We start from the raw sequence: 17,784 nt of genomic DNA, 5'->3' as shown, positions 1-17,784 counted from the left end.
GCACCCCCGCTGATCAAGGACGCCGTCTCCTCAGCAACGCGAACCCGAAAGGTGCCACCATGACAGACTTCCTGGCCGCCGCCACCTACGCCGTTCAGCGAGGGTGGCACGTCTTCCCACTCACCCCACGCGGCAAGTACCCCGCCCGCGGCTTCACCGACTGGGAGCACAACGCCACCGCCGACCCCGACCGGCTGGCCGCATGGTGGCGCCGCGCCCCCTACAACGTCGGCATCGCGTGCGGCCCCTCGAACCTGGTCATCATCGACCTGGACCTGCCCAAACCCGGCGAGCAGGCGCCCGCCGCCTGTGCCGGACGTGGCCTCGCATCCGGTGAGCAGGTCTTCCGCCATCTGTGCACCGAACACGGCCAGCCCTACCCTGACGACACCTTCACCGTGACCACCCGCCGCGGCGGTACCCACCTGTACTTCACCGCCCCTCCCGGCCTGGACCTGGGCAACACCTCCGGGGCGCGCGGCAAGGGTCTGGGCTGGCTCATCGACACCCGCGCCCGCGGCGGCTACGTCGTCGCCCCCGGCAGCCACGTCGCCGCCCGCGACGGCACCGGCGCCTACACCATCGCCCGCGACCAGCCACCCGCCCCGCTACCCGACTGGCTGGCCGCCACGCTCACCCCGGCCCCGCCGCAACCCGCCTCGGCAACCTCGATCGCCGAATTGCTGGCCGACCTGCCCGCCCGCCGGCTGTCCGCCTACGGCCAGACCGCCCTGACCGGCGAGATAGAGCGTGTGGCCACCGCCCCGGATGGAGGCCGTAACCGCGCCCTGAACCTGGCCGCCTGGAAACTCGGCAAGCTCATCGCCCGCGGCGCGCTACCTCGCGACCTGGTCGAACACGCCCTGCAAACCGCCGCTGAAACCGCCAACACCCGCAGCCATGACCCGCGCCCACCGCACGCCCTGGCCGCCGTCATCGGCTATGGCATCGACGCCGGGATCCGCGCCGCATGAACCCGACCCACCGAGGAGACACCATGACCCAACGGCACCCGCCCAACGGCGCCGCCCTGCTCGACCAGCTCCGCGCCGCCCTGACCCGCTACGTCATCCTGCCTAGCACCGAAACCGCCGACGCCGTCACCCTGTGGATCGCCGCCACCCACGCCCAACCTGCGATGGCCCACGCCCCGCGCCTGGTCATCCGCGGTCCCGAAAAGCGCTGCGGCAAGTCCCGACTCCTCGACATCGTGGAGGCCACCTGCCACGACCCGTTCATTACCGTCAATTCCTCATCGCCGGCCATCTACCGCTCCATCACTGCTGACCCGCCCACCATCTTGGTCGATGAGGCCGACACCATCTTCGGCCCCAAGGCCGACGGCAATGAGGACCTGCGCGGCCTGCTTAACGCAGGCCACCAGCGCAACCGACCAGCCAAACGCTACGACGCCGCCCGCAACCAGGTCGAAAGCATTCCGACCTTCGCCATGGCCGCACTCGCTGGCATCGGCGCCATGCCCGACACCATTGAAGACCGCGCCATCATCGTCCGGATGCGGCGCCGCGGCCCCGGCGAGAAGGCCGCCCCCTACCGCCACCGCCGCGACCGCACCCCGCTCCGCGAGCACCTGGCCGGCGCGCTCAACCAATGGCTGCGCGCCAACCTGACCGCATTGGAGGAAGCCGAACCCGCCATGCCCGTTGAAGACCGAGCCGCCGACACCTGGGAACCCCTCATCGTCATCGCCGACCACGCCGGCGGCACCTGGCCCGATCGCGCTCGTGCCGCCGCCATCGCGCTGACCGCCGAGGCCGATGACAACGGCCGACCATCCGCAGGGCTACGCCTGCTCACCGACTGCCGCACCGCGTTCGGCGACGACACCGCCCTGCCCACCGCCGTCCTGCTGGAACGACTCAAGGCCAACCCGGAAGGAGAGTGGAACGAGCACGGGCCGGCCGGGCTCAGCCCGCGCAAGCTCGGCGTCATGCTGAGCGAGTACGACATCCGCTCAGCCAACATCCGCTTCCCCACTGGGCAGGCCAAGGGCTACCAGCGCGCCGATTTCGCCGATGCGTGGGCGCGCTACTGCCCTGCCCTCGACCCGCTTCCCGAGGGCGATGTCGTGCCCTTCGGCAGGGGTATCCGTCCCAACCGTCCCAACCTCGTCAGTGCAGGTCAGCGCGGGACGGAAAGCATGCCTGGGACGGGTTGACCCGTCCCACCCCTTCTACCCGTCCCAGGCTTGACCTGCGGAAATGAGCTTGGGACGGATGGGACGGGTACCCCTCCAAACCCGCCTTCACCGCCCTGCCATGGGCCTCGGCGACAGTGCCGAGCACACCGCCGAGCTCGCCCCCACGCACCGGTCCACACGCCCGGAAGGAGCGCGCCAGATGGCCGCTACCGTCACCCGCTTGCACGCGATGCTCACCGTCGCCGAGGTCTGCACCGAACTCCAGATCTCGCGATCCACCTTCTACGACTGGCGCCAGAAAGGCCGGGCCCCACGCTGCATCACCCTGCCCAACAGTTCCCTTCGTGTCCGCCGTACCGACCTTGAAAGCTGGCTCAACGCCCGAGAGGACGCGGCCTGATGGAGAACACCACCTACCGCGTTCGCGTTCACAAGACCGAGGTCCGCAAGAACGCCGCGGGCAAGATCACCTCCTACCGCGTCCAGTGGTCCGCGGATGGCAAACCATGGAAGCGGACCTTCCAGAAGAGCGCGCAGGCAGACGCGTACCGAAGCAAGCTGCTCACCGCTGCTCGGGAGGGTGAGCCGTTCAGCCTAGTCACCGGAGAGCCGGTGAAGTGGAGCCGCGTTGAGCGGCCAGAGATGACCTGGTGCGACTTCGCCTGCAAGTTCGCCGACTTCAAGTGGAAAGCTGCCTCGGCCAAGTATCGCCAAGACATCGCCCGCGCCCTCACCGCAGCCACGCCGGCCATGCTCACGAACGGCAAGGGCAAGCCGTCTGACCTCGATCTCCGAACAGCCATGCGCCGATGGGGATTCAACACGAAACAGCGCGCCGAAGCGTCCGAGGAAACGGCCGAGGCGTTGGCGTGGCTGGCCAAGAACACCCGTCCCGTTTCCGCACTTACCGAGGTGGCCACCGTCCGTGCGCTGCTCGACGCCGCCACCTCGCGCCTGAACGGGAAAACCGCCGCCACAAGCACGATTCGCCGGCACAAGACCATCCTGCAGAACGCCATGGACTACGCCGTTGAGCTGAAGCTCTTGGATACCAACCCGATCAAGGCTCTGAAATGGAAGCCACCGCGGGTCACCTACGAAGTGGACAGACGTAGCGTCGTCAACCACGCGCAGGCGCGCTGCCTTCTTGCCGCGGTGGGAGCGCAAAAGCCCAGCGGAAAGCGGCTGGTCGCGTTCTTCGCCGTCATCTACTACGCAGGTCTACGTCCCGAGGAAGTAGTGAGGCTCGGCGAGGACAACATCATCCTTCCCGAGTTGGCGAGGAACCCTGGAACGGGAGAACTGGAGGCGTCTGCCGACGATTGGGGCGAGCTTCGCTTTGCTGGCGCCGCGCCATTCGCCGGCCGTGAATGGACGGACGACGGCAGCCTGCGGGAAGAGCGTGCCCTCAAGCAGCGAGCCGAGGGGGAGACCCGCGTCGTGCCCTGTCCGCCCGCGCTTACCCGGATTCTCCGCGCGCACCTCGCGGAGTTCGGCACCGGCCCCGGAGGGCGACTGCTCACCGGGGTGCGCGGTGGCGAGCTGGCCGGCATCACATGCCGGCGCGTATGGGCCAAGGCCAGAGAGCAGGCCCTGACCGAAAAGGAGACTCAGTCACCGCTGGCCAAGCGCATCTACGACCTGCGCCATGCCTGCGTCTCGACCTGGCTCAACGCCGGCGTACCGGCCACGCAAGTCGCCGAATGGGCAGGTCACAGCGTGGATGTCCTGCTCAGGGTCTACGCGAAATGCATCGTTGGCCAAGATGAGGTCGCCAAACGGCGCATCGCCGACGCGTTGAAGGATCTCGACCCTCTCGCCTGAGTTTTGTACCAGAATCGGACCCCGAAAATCGGCATCCAATTTCCGCATTGGAGTTGCATATCCACAGCCTGACCTGTATGACCACGACGCGAAGCTGCTGGTCGAGGCCAAGGGCAGCGTCACCCGAGAGAACGTGCGTATGGCCATCGGCCAGCTCGCCGACTACGGCCGCTTCCTGCCGGACGCTACGAGGGCGATTCTGCTGCCCAGCGAGCCGCGCCAGGACCTGATCGAACTGGCTCACCGCCAGGACATCGTCGTCCTGTGGCCGGCCAAGCAGGGGTACGGCGCCAGCCGGCCGGGCTTCAAGCTTTAGGTGATGTAAAGGCTCGCGAAAGAGTGGATCTGCTGCCGTTAGCGAGCGCCCTAAAATATCCATTAAAAGGTGACCGATAATGCTTCTTCTCTCGATTCGAGAGAAGTTGCGAAAGTGACCCTCAGTATGTTTTTATGTTCCCTGCGTCGCTATCCCAAAATCCTGGCCTTGTGCCGCATACTCCCCCAAGTGCGACGCGGAAAGGGCGAATCATGCCCAAAACCCGATACGCCTACGATCTCCCCGTTCACAAGGTTGACTACGGGGTCGAGGTCAAGGTAGACGACCTCAGGATCGATCCGGAAGCTCAGAGGACCCTCAACGAGGGGCGTGCCCAGAGCATCGCCAACCAGCTCGTGCGTGAGGCGATGGGGTCGATCGTCGTCTCCCGCCGCCCCAATGGAGATCTGTACATCGTCGATGGTCAGCATCGAGTTCGGGTCTGCAGGCTCCTCTCGATTCCGACTATCAGGGCTGAGATTCATGACGACCTCACTCAGGCGCAGGAAGCCGTGCTCTTCCTGATCAAGAATCGCGAGTCGCACAAACCGAGGCCGCTCGACGAATACAGGGTCGGGCTTACGGGCAACGTTCCGCTGTTCGTCGACACGGACAAGGTTCTCAAGAAGCATGATCTCAGTATCGGATCGAGTTCAACCAACGCCGTCGGTGCTATCCAGGGCGTTCTCAGGATCACCGATTACTACGGTGCCGAGATTCTCGATCGCACTCTCTCGGTCGCTGAGGCGGCATGGGGCCGTTCCCCTGAAACATGGGACGGGATGTTGATCGGAGGCATCGGCACGGCTCTCGGCAAGTGGGGCGACATCATCGTCGATGCTCAGCTCGCGCCGAAGCTCCTGGACTTCGGGACGGCGCAGGCGTGGCGGGCGGAGATCCTCTCGAAGACCTCCAGGGGGGGCTTCAAGAACAGCGGCACCGGTTCTCGTCTCAGCACGGCGTATCGACTGGTCGTCGATGCGTGGAACAAGAACAGGCGGAAGCGGATCGAGTACTAGGGGTCGGAGCGGCCCAGAAGCGGCCGTTTCGTACCCATATCGCCAGCGGGGGTCGGGCGAACTTCGTGAGTATCACGGAGTCCGCCCGACCCCCGCTGTGTCAGTCGAGCGACGGGTTCGAGGACTTGCCTCGAGCCTGGGTGATACCGCTATGGGATCCGTGCCGTGGCGACGCTGGTCAGGGCTACGGCGCTAGCCGACCGGGCTACGAGCTGTAGCACACCCGCCCGGTGAGGCTGTGGGTAAGCATTGGGTAGAGCCACCCGTAAACGATCGATATCGGCCGTAGACAGCCGGACACACGAAACCCCCGTCTCGCCGCGCAAGTGCAGGTCAGACGGGGGTTTTGGCTGTTCTAGAGTGGTAGGGCGGGTGGGACTTGAACCCACGACCCACGGATTATGAGTCCGATGCTCTGACCGGCTGAGCTACCGCCCCTTGCAAACATGCAGTCTTCCACACCTGAGCCCTCATGCCAGCATAGATCGTCCTCGTTCACTCAGCGCGTACGCCAGACACCGGGATCCATGGGTAGCGTCGGGCCATGGCGGTCAAGCTGATCTACGAGACGCATTCCCTCACGGTGGACAACGAGAAGGGGATCGCCACCGGCTGGTTGCCGGGGGAGTTGTCCCAGGCTGGGCGGGAGTTGGCCGTGGAGTTGGGGGTGCGGCGGCGGGACGTGGATGTGGTCTACGCCTCTGATCTGCGGCGGGCGGTGCAGACGGCGGAGGTCGCGTTCGGGGATGGGCGGGAGATTCGGCTCGACTCCCGGTTGCGGGAGTGCGACTACGGGATCTACAACGGGCGGCCCGTCAGTGAGGTGGCGAGGTTGCGGCGGCGGTTCATCGAGATGCCGTGGCCCGGGGGGCAGAGCTATCGGCAGGTGGTCGCGGAGACCGCGGCGTTTCTTGAAGAGGTGATGGACAAGTGGCAGAGGCGTACGGTGCTGGTCATCTCGCACTCGGCCAATCGGTGGGCGCTGCAGAATCTGCTTGAGGGCGTGGCGTTGGAGGAGCTCGTGGATGCTCCGTTCGATTGGAAGCCGGGGTGGGAGTACACCCTGGCCTAAGCGCCTAGAGACCCCGAGAGCTCCCTGGCGGGCTCGGGGAGGCGTGGCTCCCCGGCCCTCACTTACGAGATCGCGGCCCGAGTCACCGGCCCAGCGCGGAGGTCGGACATCAGGGCAGGTCAGGGAGCGGTGCCGAAGCCGGTGTTCCGTACCAGCCAGTCCTGGTAGACCGTGCTTCGCCGTACCACCTCCGCGTGGGTCTGTTTGGCCTGTTCCGCGACCCAGGCGGCGTCGGGGGCGGCGGGGTGGTGGCCGAGGAGTTGCCGCCAGCGCAATGGCGCGCCGGCGAGCGGGACCACGGCCAGGCCGGGGGCGGGCTGGTGGGTGGCCTGGCAGAGTGCCACGGCCCGGCCGACCCGGGCGAGGTGGGTGCAGGTGGCCACGTCGGTCTCATAGATCGTTCCCGGGGTGAAGCCGGCGCGGGCGCAGGCGGTGGCGAAGCAGTCGGCGAAGCAGCCGTCGCCGGGCGTGACGGCCCAGCTTTCGAGGGCGAGTTCGGACAGGTCCAGCTCCTTCTCGCCGGTCAGCGGGTGGGTCTCGGCGAGCAGTGTGAAGACCGGGTCATAGCTGATCGTCTCCCATCGCAGCGAGCCCGTGGGGGTGCCGCCGTCGCCGCAGGCGCCGGTCAGCGCGTAGTCGAGCCGGCCGAGCTCGGTCATGGCGGTGAGCTCGTCGGCCGACCATGAGGTGTACGTGCTCACCGTCCGTTCCGCGGCGAGCCGGTCGACGAGGCCGCCGAGTATCGGCCCGTTCGTGGCGCCGATGCGGAAGCCGGGGGAGGGGGCCTGGGCGAACCGTACGGCCTCGTCCTGCAGTTCCTTGGCCGCCGGGAGGAGCACGCGGGCGCGGGCGAGCACCAGCTCGCCCAGCCGGGTGGGCCGGGCGCCGTGCCTGTCGCGCTCGAACAGGGCGCCGCCGAGTACCCGCTCGATACGTTTGAGCTGTGCGGTGAGGGCCGGTTGCGCCAGCCCGAGCAGGGACGCGGCCTTGCTCACACTTCCCGCGTCCGCGACCGCGCGAACGATCCTGAGGTGCCTGAGCTCGAGGTCCATAACGGGAAGGTAAAGCGGTGATCTCCTCCCGACAATGCCCTTATGTCAGGAAATATGACACATATTGTCGGGCGCCTTCTGGGGTAGGGGCTACTTCATGACGATGATGGGAATCGATCCAGCGCAACTCCAGGACGACGACCTGCTGCGTGAGCTGCGGCAACTGCACACCACGCGGACCGACACCTTCCTGCACGGCTCGGACGACGCGCTCGCGCGCCACACCACGAGGACCAACCAACTGGAGAGCGAATACCTGCGCCGCTACCCGGAGCGCGACATCGACCCCGGGCGGCTCAGAGAGGGAGCGAGGCGACGCTGATGGCCCGAGATCACGATGTGCAGGCACTGTCCGACGTCGACATCCACGTGTACGAGGCGGTCGCCTCGCAGGCGGTCGAGTCCGGCGGCGCGGAGCTCGGCGCGCTGATCCGCGCGACCGGGCTGGAGGAGGAAGAGGTACGGCGGAGCGTGGCCACGCTGATCGAGCAGGGGTACGTGGTGCCGCGGGGGAACGGGTTCGGCCTGGGCGCTCACACGTTCGGGCTCGACTACTGACAACCTCGACAGGGGGCGGCGGGCCGATGGGCCGGCCGCCCCCCGGCGTTGGATGCGGGCCGGCCGCCCCCGGCGTCAGATGCGCTTGACGCGGGCCCAGATCACGAAGGCGCCGCCGAAGACCGCCATGACCAGCCCGGTCCACAGGTTGACCGCCGCCCCCACCACCCCGGCGATGATCAGGATCACCCCGTAGATCAGGAACAGTCCGCCGATCACCATTCTGATGTCGCTCACAGGATCACCCCGTACATCGCGGCGGCCAGGACGATCGCGCCCGTCCCGAGGATCACGGGCGAGCGGTACCACTTCTTGTCACCGGCCAGCGCGTCGTCCGCCAGGTCGACGGCGCTGAGCCCGTACACCAGCCCGCGCAGCTCCTCCACGGGTTTGGGCGTGGTCACCAGCGTGACCACCACCGAGACGAGCAGGTCGACGACGAAGGCCACGCCCGCGCCCCAGAAGCTGGCGTTCAGCTCGGTGCCGAAGTCCAGCATTCCGGCCTTGTACGCGATGTACGAGGCGAACGCGGACGCGGTCCCGGCCAGCAGGCCCCAGAAGCCGGCCCACGGCGTCATCCGCTTCCAGAACAGCCCGAGGATGAAGGTCGCGAACAGCGGCGCGTTGAAGAACGAGAACAGCGCCTGCAGGTAGTTCATGATGTTGGAGTAGCCGGCCGCGATGAACGCCGTCCCGACACCCAGCGCGACGCCCGCGACGGTGGCGATCCTGCCGACCCGCAGGTAGTAGCCGTCGTCACGGTCCTTGGCCAGGTGCGCCTGCCAGATGTCGTTGGTGAACACGGTGTTGAACCCGCTGATGTTGGCCGCCATCCCGGCCATGAACGAGGCCAGCAGCCCCGTCACCGCCACGCCGAGCACACCGTTGGGCAGCAGGTCCTGCATGAGCAGCGGGATCGCGTTGTTGTAGGCCTGGCCCTTGCCCAGGTCCTTGAACAGGACGAGGGCGATCAACCCCGGCAGTACGGTCACCAGCGGGATGAACAGCTTCGGGTAGGCCGCGATGATCGGAGTGAGCCGGGCGGCGTTGGTGTTGCGGGCGGATAATGCCCGCTGCACCTCGGCGAAGTTCGTGGTCCAGTAGCCGAAGGACAGCACGAAGCCCAGGCCGAACACGATGCCGAGCCAGTGGGCCTCCATCGGGTTCTTGCCCGCGCTGTCGGCCCACGTGTGCAGGCCGGCCTCGCCGAGCGCGCTCTGCCGTACCTTGTCGAACAGCCCGGAGACGCCGCCCACCTTGGCCAGCCCGAGGATGGTCAGCGGGATCAGCCCGGCCAGGATCACGAAGAACTGCAGGACCTCGTTGTAGATCGCCGACGACAGCCCGCCGAGCGTGATGTACGACAGCACGATCACCGCCGCCACCACCACCGACACCGGCAGGGGCCAGCCCAGCAGGGCCTCCATGACCAGCGCGAGCGCGTAGAGGTTGACCCCGGCGATGAGGATCTGGGCCACGGCGAAGGAGAGCGCGTTCAGCAGCTGGGTGGCGCCGTTGAAGCGGCGGCCCAGGAACTCCGGGACACTGCGTACCTTCGAGCGGTAGTAGAACGGCATCATCACGATGCCGAGGAACACCATCGCGGGCACCGCGCCGATCCAGTAATAGTGCACGGTCATGGCGCCGTACTGGGCGCCGTTGGCCGCCATCCCGAGGATCTCGATCGCGCCGAGGTTGGCCGAGACGAAGGCCAGCCCGGTGATCCACGGGGGTAATCCACGGCCGGCTAGGAAGAAGTCGAGGCTCGAGCTGATCCGCCGCTTGGCGGCGAAGCCGATGCCGAGCACGGTCGCGAAGTAGATCGCGATGAGCGCGTAGTCGAGGAGGTTCACATCAAGGCGCACGGCGTTCCCTACTACCCCGAAAAGTCAGAGTATGTCGGCGATTGCGGGCCCAGTTACCGGGCGTAATCTCGAGGTGTGGATGTCGCAGACCTGACCCCGGCGCAGGGGCGCGAGCGCTTCCGCGCGGGCGAGCGGGTGCCGACCGCGGGCTGGTGCTCCGGCTGGACGCAGGCCAATCTGATCGCCGTGCCCAAGGAACTGGGCTACGAACTGCTGCTGTTCGCGCAACTCAACGCACAGGCGTGCCCGGTGCTGGACGTGGGGGAGCCGGGGGCGTGGTCCACCGCCCTGTTCCCTGGTGACCTGCGTACCGATCTGCCGGGATATCGCGTCTATCGTGACGGGCGGCCGGTCGCCGACCTCGACGACGTGGTCGCCGAGTGGCGTGACGACCTCGTGGCCTTCCTCATCGGCTGCAGCTTCACCTTCGAGCAGGCGCTGCTGCGGGCCGGGGTGCCGATCAGGCATCTGGAGCTGGGGACGAACGTGCCGATGTACCGGACGAGCGTGCCCTGCCGCCCGTCCGGCCCGCTGTCGGGCCCGCTCGTGGTGTCGATGCGGCCGGTCCCGGCGGCGCTCGTGGACGTCGCGATCGAGGTCAGCGGCCACTACCCGCAGGTGCACGGGGCACCCGTGCACGTGGGCGACCCGGCCGCGATCGGGATCGCCGACCTCGGACGGCCCGACTTCGGCGATCCGGTGGAGGTGCGGCCCGGCGAGGTGCCGCTGTTCTGGGCCTGCGGCGTGACGCCGCAGGCGGTGATCATGGCCAGTGGCGTGGACTTCGCGATCGGCCACCTGCCCGGCCACATGGCGATCATCGACGCGCGCGACGACGAGTATCGGGTTCCTTAACCTGATTTGTCCGGGCGCGGTGGGATGCCCGCTCTCGTCAGCTGCTCGCCGACCGACGGCGCGCCAGGGCGGTTGTCGATCTCCAGATGCGGTACGGCCGGCGGCTCGGACACCCGGATCGCCGCCAGGTACGCCTCGAACGCCGCCAGCTTGCCCGCGTCCTTCTCCAACCCCCTGGCCACCAGGCGCTCGCGCAGGGTCGGCCCGTCCGAGCGGACCCAGATGAGCCTGACCGGGTCCCCGCCCAGCTCGCCGACCCAGCGCTCCCACAGCCGCGCCGAGTGCACCTGGGCGGTGAACGGGCCGTCGAGCAGCACCGGGCAGCCGTGCTCGCGGATCTGCCTGGCCGTCCTGGTCATGCCCGCGTACTCGTGCGCCTTGATGTGCTCGTCGTACCACGGGCCCTCGCGTTCGCCGTGGTGCCTGCCGTACCCCCGGAGGATCTCGGCGGCGATGTCGCCGTACAGGGTGTCTTTGTCGAGCAGGGCGGCCGGCGGGTCGAGGCGGGCGAGCAGCGCCGCCGCGACGGTGGACTTGCCCGCGCCCGGCGGGCCGCTGATCACCCAAAGCGTACTCATGTGGTCAGTGTCGCGTACGCGGATCTGCGTACGCGGGTGACGCGGCTCGGCGGACGACCCGCGGCGGGCGCGCCGACAGACTCGGCTCATGCTGACCGTGCTGTTCAGGGCGTTCCGGGTGCCGGATCTCCGCAAGAAGTTACTGTTCACGCTGGCCGTCATCGGGCTGTTCCGGCTGGGGCAGATCCTGCCGGCGCCGGGGGTGGACGTCGTGGCGGTCCAGCAGTGCCTGGGTACGGCGCGCGGCGGGTTGTTCGACATGGTGCAGATGCTCAGCGGGGGCGCGATGCTGAAGCTGTCGGTCTTCGCGCTGGGCGTCATGCCGTACATCACCGCGAGCATCGTGATGCAGCTGCTGACCGTCGTCGTGCCGCGACTTGAGACGCTCAGGAAGGAAGGGCAGTCGGGGCAGACGAAGATCACCCAGTACACGCGTTACCTGACCATCGGGCTGGCCGTGCTCAACGCCACCACGGTGGTCGCGCTGGCGCGCGGCGGGCAGCTGCTGCCCGGGTGCGCCAAGCCGCTGCTGCGCGACGAGAGCCTGCTGGGCGTCGCGGTGGTGGTGGTCACCCTGGTGGCGGGGACCAGCATGGTGATGTGGCTGGGGGAGCTGGTGACCGACCGGGGGATCGGGAACGGGATGTCGATCCTGATGTTCACCCAGGTCGTGGCCTTCTTTCCGTCGTACATGTCGACCATCTTCGTGCTCAGCCCGTTCGCCTTCGGCATGCTGCTGGTGACCGGGGTGTTCCTGGTGGCGGCCGTGGTGTTCATCGAGCAGGCGCAGCGGCGCATCCCCGTGCAGTACGCCAAGCGGGCGGTGGGGCGGCGGATGTACGGCGGGAGCAGCACCTACATCCCCCTGAAGGTCAATCAGGCGGGGATCGTGCCGGTCATCTTCGCCACGTCGCTGTTGTACCTGCCGACGCTCGCCGCTCCATTGCTCGGTGATGAGGTGGGCGGCTGGGTGTCGCGGAACATCACCGCCGGCACGCACCCGCTCTACATGATCGGATTCTTCCTGCTGATCGTGGGATTCGCGTACTTCTACGTGTCGATCACCTTCAATCCCGTCGAGGTGGCCGACAACATGCGGCGGTACAGCGGCTTCGTGCCGGGCATCCGCCCTGGGGCGCCGACCGCGCGGTATCTGGCGTACGTGCTGTCGCGGCTGACCGCGCCCGGGGCCGTCTACCTGGGGGTGCTGGCGCTGCTGCCGCTGCTCGCGTTCGCGATCCTGCGGGATCCGAGCACCCAGCAGAACTTCCCGTTCGGGGGGACCAGCATTCTGATCATGGTGGGGGTGGGACTCGACACGGTGAAACAGATCGAGGCACAGCTTCAGCAGCGCAACTACGAGGGCTTCCTCAGGAAATAGCTACGTTCGTGTACGACCAGGTCGACCTACGTTGGCCGGGTCGGCTGGTCATGTTGGCACGGCCAGGCCTGCGCGCATGGCGAACACGACCAGTTGGGCGCGGTCGCGGGCGCGCAGCTTGACCATGGCCCGGCTGACGTGCGTGCGGACGGTGTCGGGGCTGATCACCAGTTCCTTGGCGATCTCCTCGTTGGACCGGCCGGTGGCCACCCAGGCGACCAGTTCGCGTTCGCGCGGCGTGAGGGTGTCGAGGCCCTCGACCGGCTCGGTGCCGTGGCGGCCGAACAGGCCGATGACCTTCCTGGTGATCGCGGGCGACAGCAGCGCCTCGCCCGCGGCCACCACCCGGACCGCGCCGACCAGCTCGTCGGGGGCGCTGTCCTTGAGCAGGAACCCGCTGGCTCCGGCCTGGAGCGCGGCGAAGATGTACTCGTCCACGGCGAACGTGGTCACCACCACGATCCTGGTGCCACTCAGCTCGCGGTCACCGGCGATGGCCCGCAAGGTCGCCAGGCCGTCCATGCCGGGCATGCGGATGTCGAGCAGGAGTACATCGGGACGGGTGCGGCGGAGGAGCTGGAGCGCCGCCGCGCCGTCGGCCGCCTCGCCCACGCACTCCAGGCCCGGCTCCCGATCCAGCAACGCCCTGAGCCCCATCCGTACGACGGCCTGATCGTCGGCGACGGCCACCCGGATCACCGGCCCCTGCTCGGCTTCCTTGGCGTCCTCGGGTCCCTCGGCTGAGACGGGGGTCACGTGAGGTCTGCTGGGGAGTCGGCGGTGTTGTGGCGAGCTGAGCTGTTCTGGAGTGCGGGCTGCCAGATGTGGTGAGCTGAGTCGTTCTGGGATGCGGGTTGCTGGTTGTGCTGGGCCGGGCCGGTCTGGAGTGCGGGTCGCTGCGGGAATGTGGCGAGGACCTGGAAGCCGCCGCCGTCCCGCGGGCCCGCCGTGAAGTGTCCGCCTGCGGCGAGCACCCTGGCCCGCATCCCGGCCAGCCCTCGGCCCTCGGTCATGCCTGCCCGGCCGCGCTCCTCGGCCGCTTCCAGCTGGGCGGCATCTCGGCTCCGCTCCTCGGCCGCTCCTAGCCGGTCGGCGCCTTGACCAGTGCTTCGGAGGGCGCCTCGGTCGGCGATCTCCAGGACGAGCGGCCCGGCCGGGTCGCCGGACAGCCGGACGAGCGCCTGCGTGGGGCCGGCGTGGCGCAGGACGTTGGTGAGCGACTCGCGTACCACCCCGTAGACGGTCGCGCTGAGGTGGGCGGGCACGACGGGGTCGGCGGGCTCCACGTCCACCGCGAGCCCCGCGGCCCGGACCCCGTCGATGAGGCTCGGCAGGTCGTGGGCGCCGTCCCGCGCGTCATTGGCGCCGGCGTGTGGGTCATGGGTGCTGTCGCGCGGGTCGAGCCGGTCGAGTGCGGCGCGTAGTTGGGTGAGCGCCGTCGTGCTGGTCTCCCTGATCGCCAGCAGCGAGGCGCGCGTCTGCTCGGGGTCGTCGTCGAGCGTGACGAGCGCGAGCCCGGCCTGCAGGGCGATGGCCGCCAGCCCGTGCCCGGCGGCGTCGTGCACCTCCCCGGCGATCCGCGCCCGCTCGGTGGCCAGCACGTTCTCCCGGGGGCCACCACCCGATGCGGCGTCACCCACTGCGCCGTCACAAGGGACGTCGTCACGGAGGGCGCGGACCGTGCGGTGTGCCGGGGCGAGGCTGTGGGCCGCCGGGATGCCCCAAGCCCTGGCGGGCGTCGCGGTCGCCAGCGAGCCGGTACGTGCGGCATCGGCGGTGGTGCCGACCCGTACGGCATCGATGGAAGTGCCGGCTCCTGCCGTGCCCGCGGAGATGACCGGTGGTGGCTCGGCCTCCGCGGCGGCCGCAGCAGCGGCGGCGCGTGCCTGGGCCAGGCCGCTGAAGGACCACGGGACGGCCAGCCAGCCGGCCCAGGCCAGCATGATCACGACCGGGACGTCACCCAGCCGGGCCATGCGGGACAGCGCCTTGAACGGCCCGCGCGGGCCGTCACCGCTGTGCGTGTGCTCGGTCACCGTCCCCCCACCTGGCCAGGCTCGCTCAGCCCATAATCCTAGCCAGTTTCCGGCCCTCCGGTTGGCGACCGGACCGCCCGGACCCCCACGAGACGATCTTGTGGTGGGCGCTCAGCCGCCAACCTGGAGCGCGGCCGGTCACCTGCGGCGCCGTCCAGGTCAGGCGGCTCCGCTGGTGAGCCAGCGCAGCGGGTTGTCCCGGGTGACGAGGCGGATCGTGTCCTCGGTCACCCCGGACTCGCGCAGGCGCGGCAGCAGCGTGTGGAAGAGGTGCGCGTAGCCGGGCCCGCCGTACCGGTTGACCTGGGCGATCCGGCTCACGCCGGTGCTGAGCAGGAGGCGGTCGGCGTGGCCGTCCTCGATGAGGGCGAGTGCGATCCTGGCCGACTGGTCCGTGCCGAGGCTGAGTGAGCCCAGGCTGACGTACGCGCCGGCCTCGGCGATCTTGCGGGCGACGGCCGGGTCGCTGCCCGCGTAGCCCACGCTCACCCGGTCGCCGGACAGGCCCTCGGCGAGGAGGATCTCCAGCATGGCCAGCCCGTTGTGCCCGTACGTGGCCACAGGCAGGCGGGAGGCCAGCGCGGCGCGGGCGGCGGCGATGAGGCCGCGCTCTTCGGCCGGGGTGGGCTCGGTGCCGCAGCAGCCGGCCTGGCCGATCACGCCGGGGAACACGCCGATGTCGTCGAGGCCGTCGGAGATCTCGCTCATCAGCCGGCTCGTGAGCGTCTCGACGTCCGCGTCGCGGGGACCGCTGAACGGTCCGGCGAACAGGCCGGTCGAGGCGATCACCGGAACCCGGCTGCCCATCGCGATCCGGGCCAGGGCGGCGGCGTCGCGGCCCATGCCCAGGCAGGTAAGATCGATGATCAAGCCGAGGCGGTCGGACTGGCGCACCTCGCGGAGTTCGGTGGTGACGGTCTGGTCCTCGTCAAGCCACCGATAGGGGTCGGAGTCGATGCCGGTCGCCCAGCGCATGTCGGTGCGCAGGTGCTCGCGGGGAAGGACGGCGCCGTCGATGGCGGTCGCGGGTACGGGACCGGTGACGGTACGAAGCATGGCCTCGGGCATAGGAGACGGTAACCGATTTTTGCCCGAAGTCGCCTATAAAAGCATGAAATTTTACGTTTTGAGCGGTTTGTCGATTTGGCGGGTTGTCGGGTTGGTAAGGCAGCCTATTTCAGGGCCGCTGGGCCGTATCCTGGGGGGCACATCGACCGTGCGGGGGAGTACGTTGCCGATCCAGGACTCCGAGACCGGAGACGCCGACGCGATCAAGGATGAGTCAGCGGACCGTTCCAGCATGCCCGAGCGCCGGTCGGGCATTCACGGCTGGCTGGACGGCATCCGGTCCACCCGCGCGGGCGCGCTCACGCTGAAGATCGTCATCGGCGCCATCGGCGCGATCATGGTGGTCGGCGGCCTGATCATGGTGCCGTTCCCAGGGCCGGGCTGGCTGGTCGTGTTCGCGGGGCTGGCCGTGCTGGCCACCGAGTTCCACTGGGCGCGCCGGGCGCTGGAGTTCGGCAAGCGGGTGCTGCACGACTGGACCGAATGGTATAAACGGCAAGGCTGGACGGTCCGCGTCATCGTGCTCATCGTGACCGTGGCCGTCGCGGCCGTGATCGTCTACATCGGGCTCAGAACGCTCGGCATCGATCTGATCGCGCTGGCCCAGCGCGTTATCTAGACCGGGTCGTTATCGCTGCCGGAAATCCGGCCATCCGGTGCCTATTCTGCGGGGCGTGATCGCCCACATCGCCGCCGCCCTGTCGCTCGCCCTGCTCGCTCCGGCCTGGCCTGCCGACACTGCCGGTACCACCGACGCAGCGGGTACAGCCGAGCTCCTGACCGCCCAGGCGGACACACTGCCCCTTCCCGGCATCAGTGTGAAATATCAGGAAAAAGCGGGTGATCCCGTACGGCTCAGCAGCTACGGCCTGGGTACCAAGAGCACCTACCTCAGGGCCAAGACCGGCAACACGTTCGCCAGGCAGCCGGCCCTGTCGGAAGCGGCGGTCTCACCCGACGCCGCCACGGTGGCCGGCGTCCCGAAGTCCTACCGGGCGGGCTACGACTCCCTCCTGCTCACCGACCGCGCCAGCGGCCAGATCAGGCGAGTGCGTACGGTCAAGAAGCCCCTGGCCGCCTCGTACATCTCATGGTCGCGCGACAGCAAGCGCGTGGCGCTCACCGTTGAGCAGAAGTCCGCCGGGCAGTGGCGGACCGTCGGCTTCACCGTCGTCGACGTGGTGGCGGGCACCGCCCGCACGGTCCGCCCGGCCGGGCTCGACGGGAGCGCGGACTTCGGGTGGAGCCCCGGCGGCGATCTTGTCGCCAGGTTCGGCGACGGCCTGCGGACCTACCGGGCCAGTGACGGCGCGACTCTGCGCACGTTCGCGGGCGTCGGACCGCCGACCGGCCCGGAGGACGCCTACTCGCCGTCAGGCAGCCGCCTGACCACGTGGTGCCCGGCACGCTTCACGCAGCAGCTCTGCGTGGTGAACCCGGCGACCGGCAAGATCGCGAGCCGGGTGGCCGTCAGCCCGCAGATGCTGTTCGGCTGGTGGGACGAGAGCCATGTCATCGCGGTCATGCCCCACCAGAGCGCCTACCGCCTGGCGGTGGTCGACCTGACGAGCAAGGTGACACGGGTGCTGGCCGACATCCCGTCCCAGACGTGGAAGGCGAACCTCTGGCTGACCTTCCACCGGGGCTAGAGGTAGAGGCCGGTGCCGTGGTCGGTCTCCTGCGTGGCGACGGCGTGCAGGTCGCGCTCGCGCATGACGAGGTAGACCTGCGCGTGCAGCTCCACCTCGAACTGGTCCTCCGGGTTGAGCAGCACCTTGTCGCCCACCTTGACCGCGCGCACGTTCGAGCCGACCCCGCAGACCTCGCCCCAGGCCAGCCGGTTGGCCATCTTGACCGTCGCGGGGATGACGATCCCGGAGCCGCTGCGCCGCTCCTCGGTCTCTTGCTCAAGCCGGATCATCACCCGGTCGTTGAGCATCTGGATCTCGAACTTGGGTGCTACCACGCGCTCAGTTTACGGTCATCCGGACTCCCGCGA

Annotated in this window: 21 protein-coding genes and 1 tRNA gene; 13 read left to right on the top strand and 9 right to left on the bottom strand. The window is 68.7% G+C overall.

Translation table 11 applies throughout. The features are described 5' to 3' along the window. Positions 1-59 precede the first annotated feature (59 nt). From ACIBO2_RS09350 to ACIBO2_RS09325, 6 genes are all read left to right on the top strand, one after another. Positions 60-974, top strand: a complete 915-nt coding sequence (locus tag ACIBO2_RS09350) for a bifunctional DNA primase/polymerase (RefSeq protein WP_397296175.1) — start codon at positions 60-62, stop codon at positions 972-974. Continuing rightward, complete coding sequence (locus ACIBO2_RS09345; RefSeq protein WP_397296173.1) at positions 971-2,179, top strand: DUF3631 domain-containing protein; 1,209 nt, start codon at positions 971-973, stop codon at positions 2,177-2,179. Before ACIBO2_RS09350 ends, ACIBO2_RS09345 begins: the two co-directional genes overlap by 4 nt. Positions 2,180-2,360: 181 nt before the next feature. After that, positions 2,361-2,561 (top strand): helix-turn-helix transcriptional regulator, encoded by a 201-nt coding sequence (locus ACIBO2_RS09340; RefSeq protein ID WP_397296171.1) that lies wholly within the window; start codon positions 2,361-2,363, stop codon positions 2,559-2,561. Further along, positions 2,561-3,985: a tyrosine-type recombinase/integrase gene (locus tag ACIBO2_RS09335; RefSeq protein WP_397296169.1), complete on the top strand. Its 1,425-nt coding sequence runs from the start codon at positions 2,561-2,563 to the stop codon at positions 3,983-3,985. The genes ACIBO2_RS09340 and ACIBO2_RS09335 overlap by 1 nt, the downstream gene beginning before the upstream one ends. Before the next feature lie 133 nt (positions 3,986-4,118). Then, on the top strand, positions 4,119-4,301 hold the full coding sequence (locus ACIBO2_RS09330) for a hypothetical protein (RefSeq protein ID WP_397296167.1): 183 nt from the start codon (positions 4,119-4,121) through the stop codon (positions 4,299-4,301). Positions 4,302-4,513: 212 nt separating this feature from the next. Further along, positions 4,514-5,320, top strand: a complete 807-nt coding sequence (locus ACIBO2_RS09325; protein ID WP_397296165.1) for a DUF6551 family protein — start codon at positions 4,514-4,516, stop codon at positions 5,318-5,320. Positions 5,321-5,681: 361 nt separating this feature from the next. On the opposite strand, the gene ACIBO2_RS09320 is transcribed toward ACIBO2_RS09325, so the two are convergent. Next, positions 5,682-5,758 (bottom strand) — tRNA-Ile (locus tag ACIBO2_RS09320). 106 nt (positions 5,759-5,864) lie between these two features. Between ACIBO2_RS09320 and ACIBO2_RS09315 the strand changes: the two genes are divergently transcribed. After that, positions 5,865-6,392: a histidine phosphatase family protein gene (locus tag ACIBO2_RS09315; RefSeq protein ID WP_358550970.1), complete on the top strand. Its 528-nt coding sequence runs from the start codon at positions 5,865-5,867 to the stop codon at positions 6,390-6,392. Positions 6,393-6,511: 119 nt separating this feature from the next. Here the strand turns inward: ACIBO2_RS09315 and ACIBO2_RS09310 are convergent, their stop codons facing one another. Then, positions 6,512-7,444 carry a LysR family transcriptional regulator gene (locus ACIBO2_RS09310; protein ID WP_358550972.1) on the bottom strand — a complete coding sequence of 311 codons (933 nt, stop codon included), beginning with the start codon at positions 7,442-7,444 and terminating at the stop codon, positions 6,512-6,514. A gap of 97 nt (positions 7,445-7,541) precedes the next feature. Between ACIBO2_RS09310 and ACIBO2_RS09305 the strand changes: the two genes are divergently transcribed. Both ACIBO2_RS09305 and ACIBO2_RS09300 read left to right on the top strand, forming a co-directional pair. Further along, a complete protein-coding gene (locus ACIBO2_RS09305; RefSeq protein ID WP_357959988.1) occupies positions 7,542-7,766 on the top strand; it encodes a DUF6158 family protein in 225 nt (74 codons plus the stop codon). After that, the gene (locus ACIBO2_RS09300; RefSeq protein ID WP_358189549.1) at positions 7,766-8,002 is read left to right on the top strand and encodes a hypothetical protein; all 237 of its coding nucleotides are present in this window, start codon (positions 7,766-7,768) and stop codon (positions 8,000-8,002) included. Before ACIBO2_RS09305 ends, ACIBO2_RS09300 begins: the two co-directional genes overlap by 1 nt. Positions 8,003-8,077: 75 nt before the next feature. Here the strand turns inward: ACIBO2_RS09300 and ACIBO2_RS09295 are convergent, their stop codons facing one another. Continuing rightward, entirely contained in the window at positions 8,078-8,239 is a 162-nt protein-coding gene (locus ACIBO2_RS09295; protein WP_357959995.1) for a hypothetical protein, read from the bottom strand. Next, positions 8,236-9,867 carry a sodium:solute symporter family protein gene (locus tag ACIBO2_RS09290; RefSeq protein ID WP_397296161.1) on the bottom strand — a complete coding sequence of 544 codons (1,632 nt, stop codon included), beginning with the start codon at positions 9,865-9,867 and terminating at the stop codon, positions 8,236-8,238. Before ACIBO2_RS09290 ends, ACIBO2_RS09295 begins: the two co-directional genes overlap by 4 nt. A gap of 75 nt (positions 9,868-9,942) precedes the next feature. Between ACIBO2_RS09290 and ACIBO2_RS09285 the strand changes: the two genes are divergently transcribed. Further along, the gene (locus ACIBO2_RS09285; RefSeq protein WP_397296159.1) at positions 9,943-10,722 is read left to right on the top strand and encodes a putative hydro-lyase; all 780 of its coding nucleotides are present in this window, start codon (positions 9,943-9,945) and stop codon (positions 10,720-10,722) included. Here the strand turns inward: ACIBO2_RS09285 and ACIBO2_RS09280 are convergent. Further along, on the bottom strand, positions 10,719-11,300 hold the full coding sequence (locus ACIBO2_RS09280; RefSeq protein ID WP_397296157.1) for an AAA family ATPase: 582 nt from the start codon (positions 11,298-11,300) through the stop codon (positions 10,719-10,721). The genes ACIBO2_RS09285 and ACIBO2_RS09280 overlap by 4 nt on opposite strands. An 88-nt stretch (positions 11,301-11,388) precedes the next feature. Here ACIBO2_RS09280 and secY point away from each other — a divergent pair, with 88 nt between their 5' ends. Next, the gene (gene secY, locus ACIBO2_RS09275) at positions 11,389-12,681 is read left to right on the top strand and encodes a preprotein translocase subunit SecY (protein ID WP_397296155.1); all 1,293 of its coding nucleotides are present in this window, start codon (positions 11,389-11,391) and stop codon (positions 12,679-12,681) included. A 48-nt stretch (positions 12,682-12,729) separates the two neighbouring features. Here the strand turns inward: secY and ACIBO2_RS09270 are convergent, their stop codons facing one another. The 3 genes from ACIBO2_RS09270 to ACIBO2_RS09260 form a co-directional block, all read right to left on the bottom strand. Further along, the gene (locus tag ACIBO2_RS09270) at positions 12,730-13,380 is read right to left on the bottom strand and encodes a response regulator (protein WP_397296624.1); all 651 of its coding nucleotides are present in this window, start codon (positions 13,378-13,380) and stop codon (positions 12,730-12,732) included. A 53-nt stretch (positions 13,381-13,433) separates the two neighbouring features. Beyond that, the gene (locus ACIBO2_RS09265) at positions 13,434-14,717 is read right to left on the bottom strand and encodes a sensor histidine kinase (RefSeq protein ID WP_397296153.1); all 1,284 of its coding nucleotides are present in this window, start codon (positions 14,715-14,717) and stop codon (positions 13,434-13,436) included. A 159-nt stretch (positions 14,718-14,876) separates the two neighbouring features. After that, complete coding sequence (locus tag ACIBO2_RS09260) at positions 14,877-15,773, bottom strand: aryldialkylphosphatase (protein WP_358550986.1); 897 nt, start codon at positions 15,771-15,773, stop codon at positions 14,877-14,879. Between the two features lie 175 nt (positions 15,774-15,948). Here ACIBO2_RS09260 and ACIBO2_RS09255 point away from each other — a divergent pair, with 175 nt between their 5' ends. Beyond that, positions 15,949-16,404: a TIGR02611 family protein gene (locus ACIBO2_RS09255; protein ID WP_357960017.1), complete on the top strand. Its 456-nt coding sequence runs from the start codon at positions 15,949-15,951 to the stop codon at positions 16,402-16,404. Positions 16,405-16,459: 55 nt separating this feature from the next. After that, complete coding sequence (locus ACIBO2_RS09250; RefSeq protein ID WP_397296151.1) at positions 16,460-17,434, top strand: hypothetical protein; 975 nt, start codon at positions 16,460-16,462, stop codon at positions 17,432-17,434. On the opposite strand, the gene ACIBO2_RS09245 is transcribed toward ACIBO2_RS09250, so the two are convergent. Then, complete coding sequence (locus tag ACIBO2_RS09245; protein ID WP_246652531.1) at positions 17,431-17,724, bottom strand: co-chaperone GroES; 294 nt, start codon at positions 17,722-17,724, stop codon at positions 17,431-17,433. The genes ACIBO2_RS09250 and ACIBO2_RS09245 overlap by 4 nt on opposite strands. Positions 17,725-17,784: the final 60 nt, after the last annotated feature.

Source organism: Nonomuraea sp. NPDC050022 (assembly GCF_044460705.1).
Lineage (GTDB): Bacteria > Actinomycetota > Actinomycetes > Streptosporangiales > Streptosporangiaceae > Nonomuraea.
This window is presented reverse-complemented; position numbering and strand designations above follow the sequence as displayed.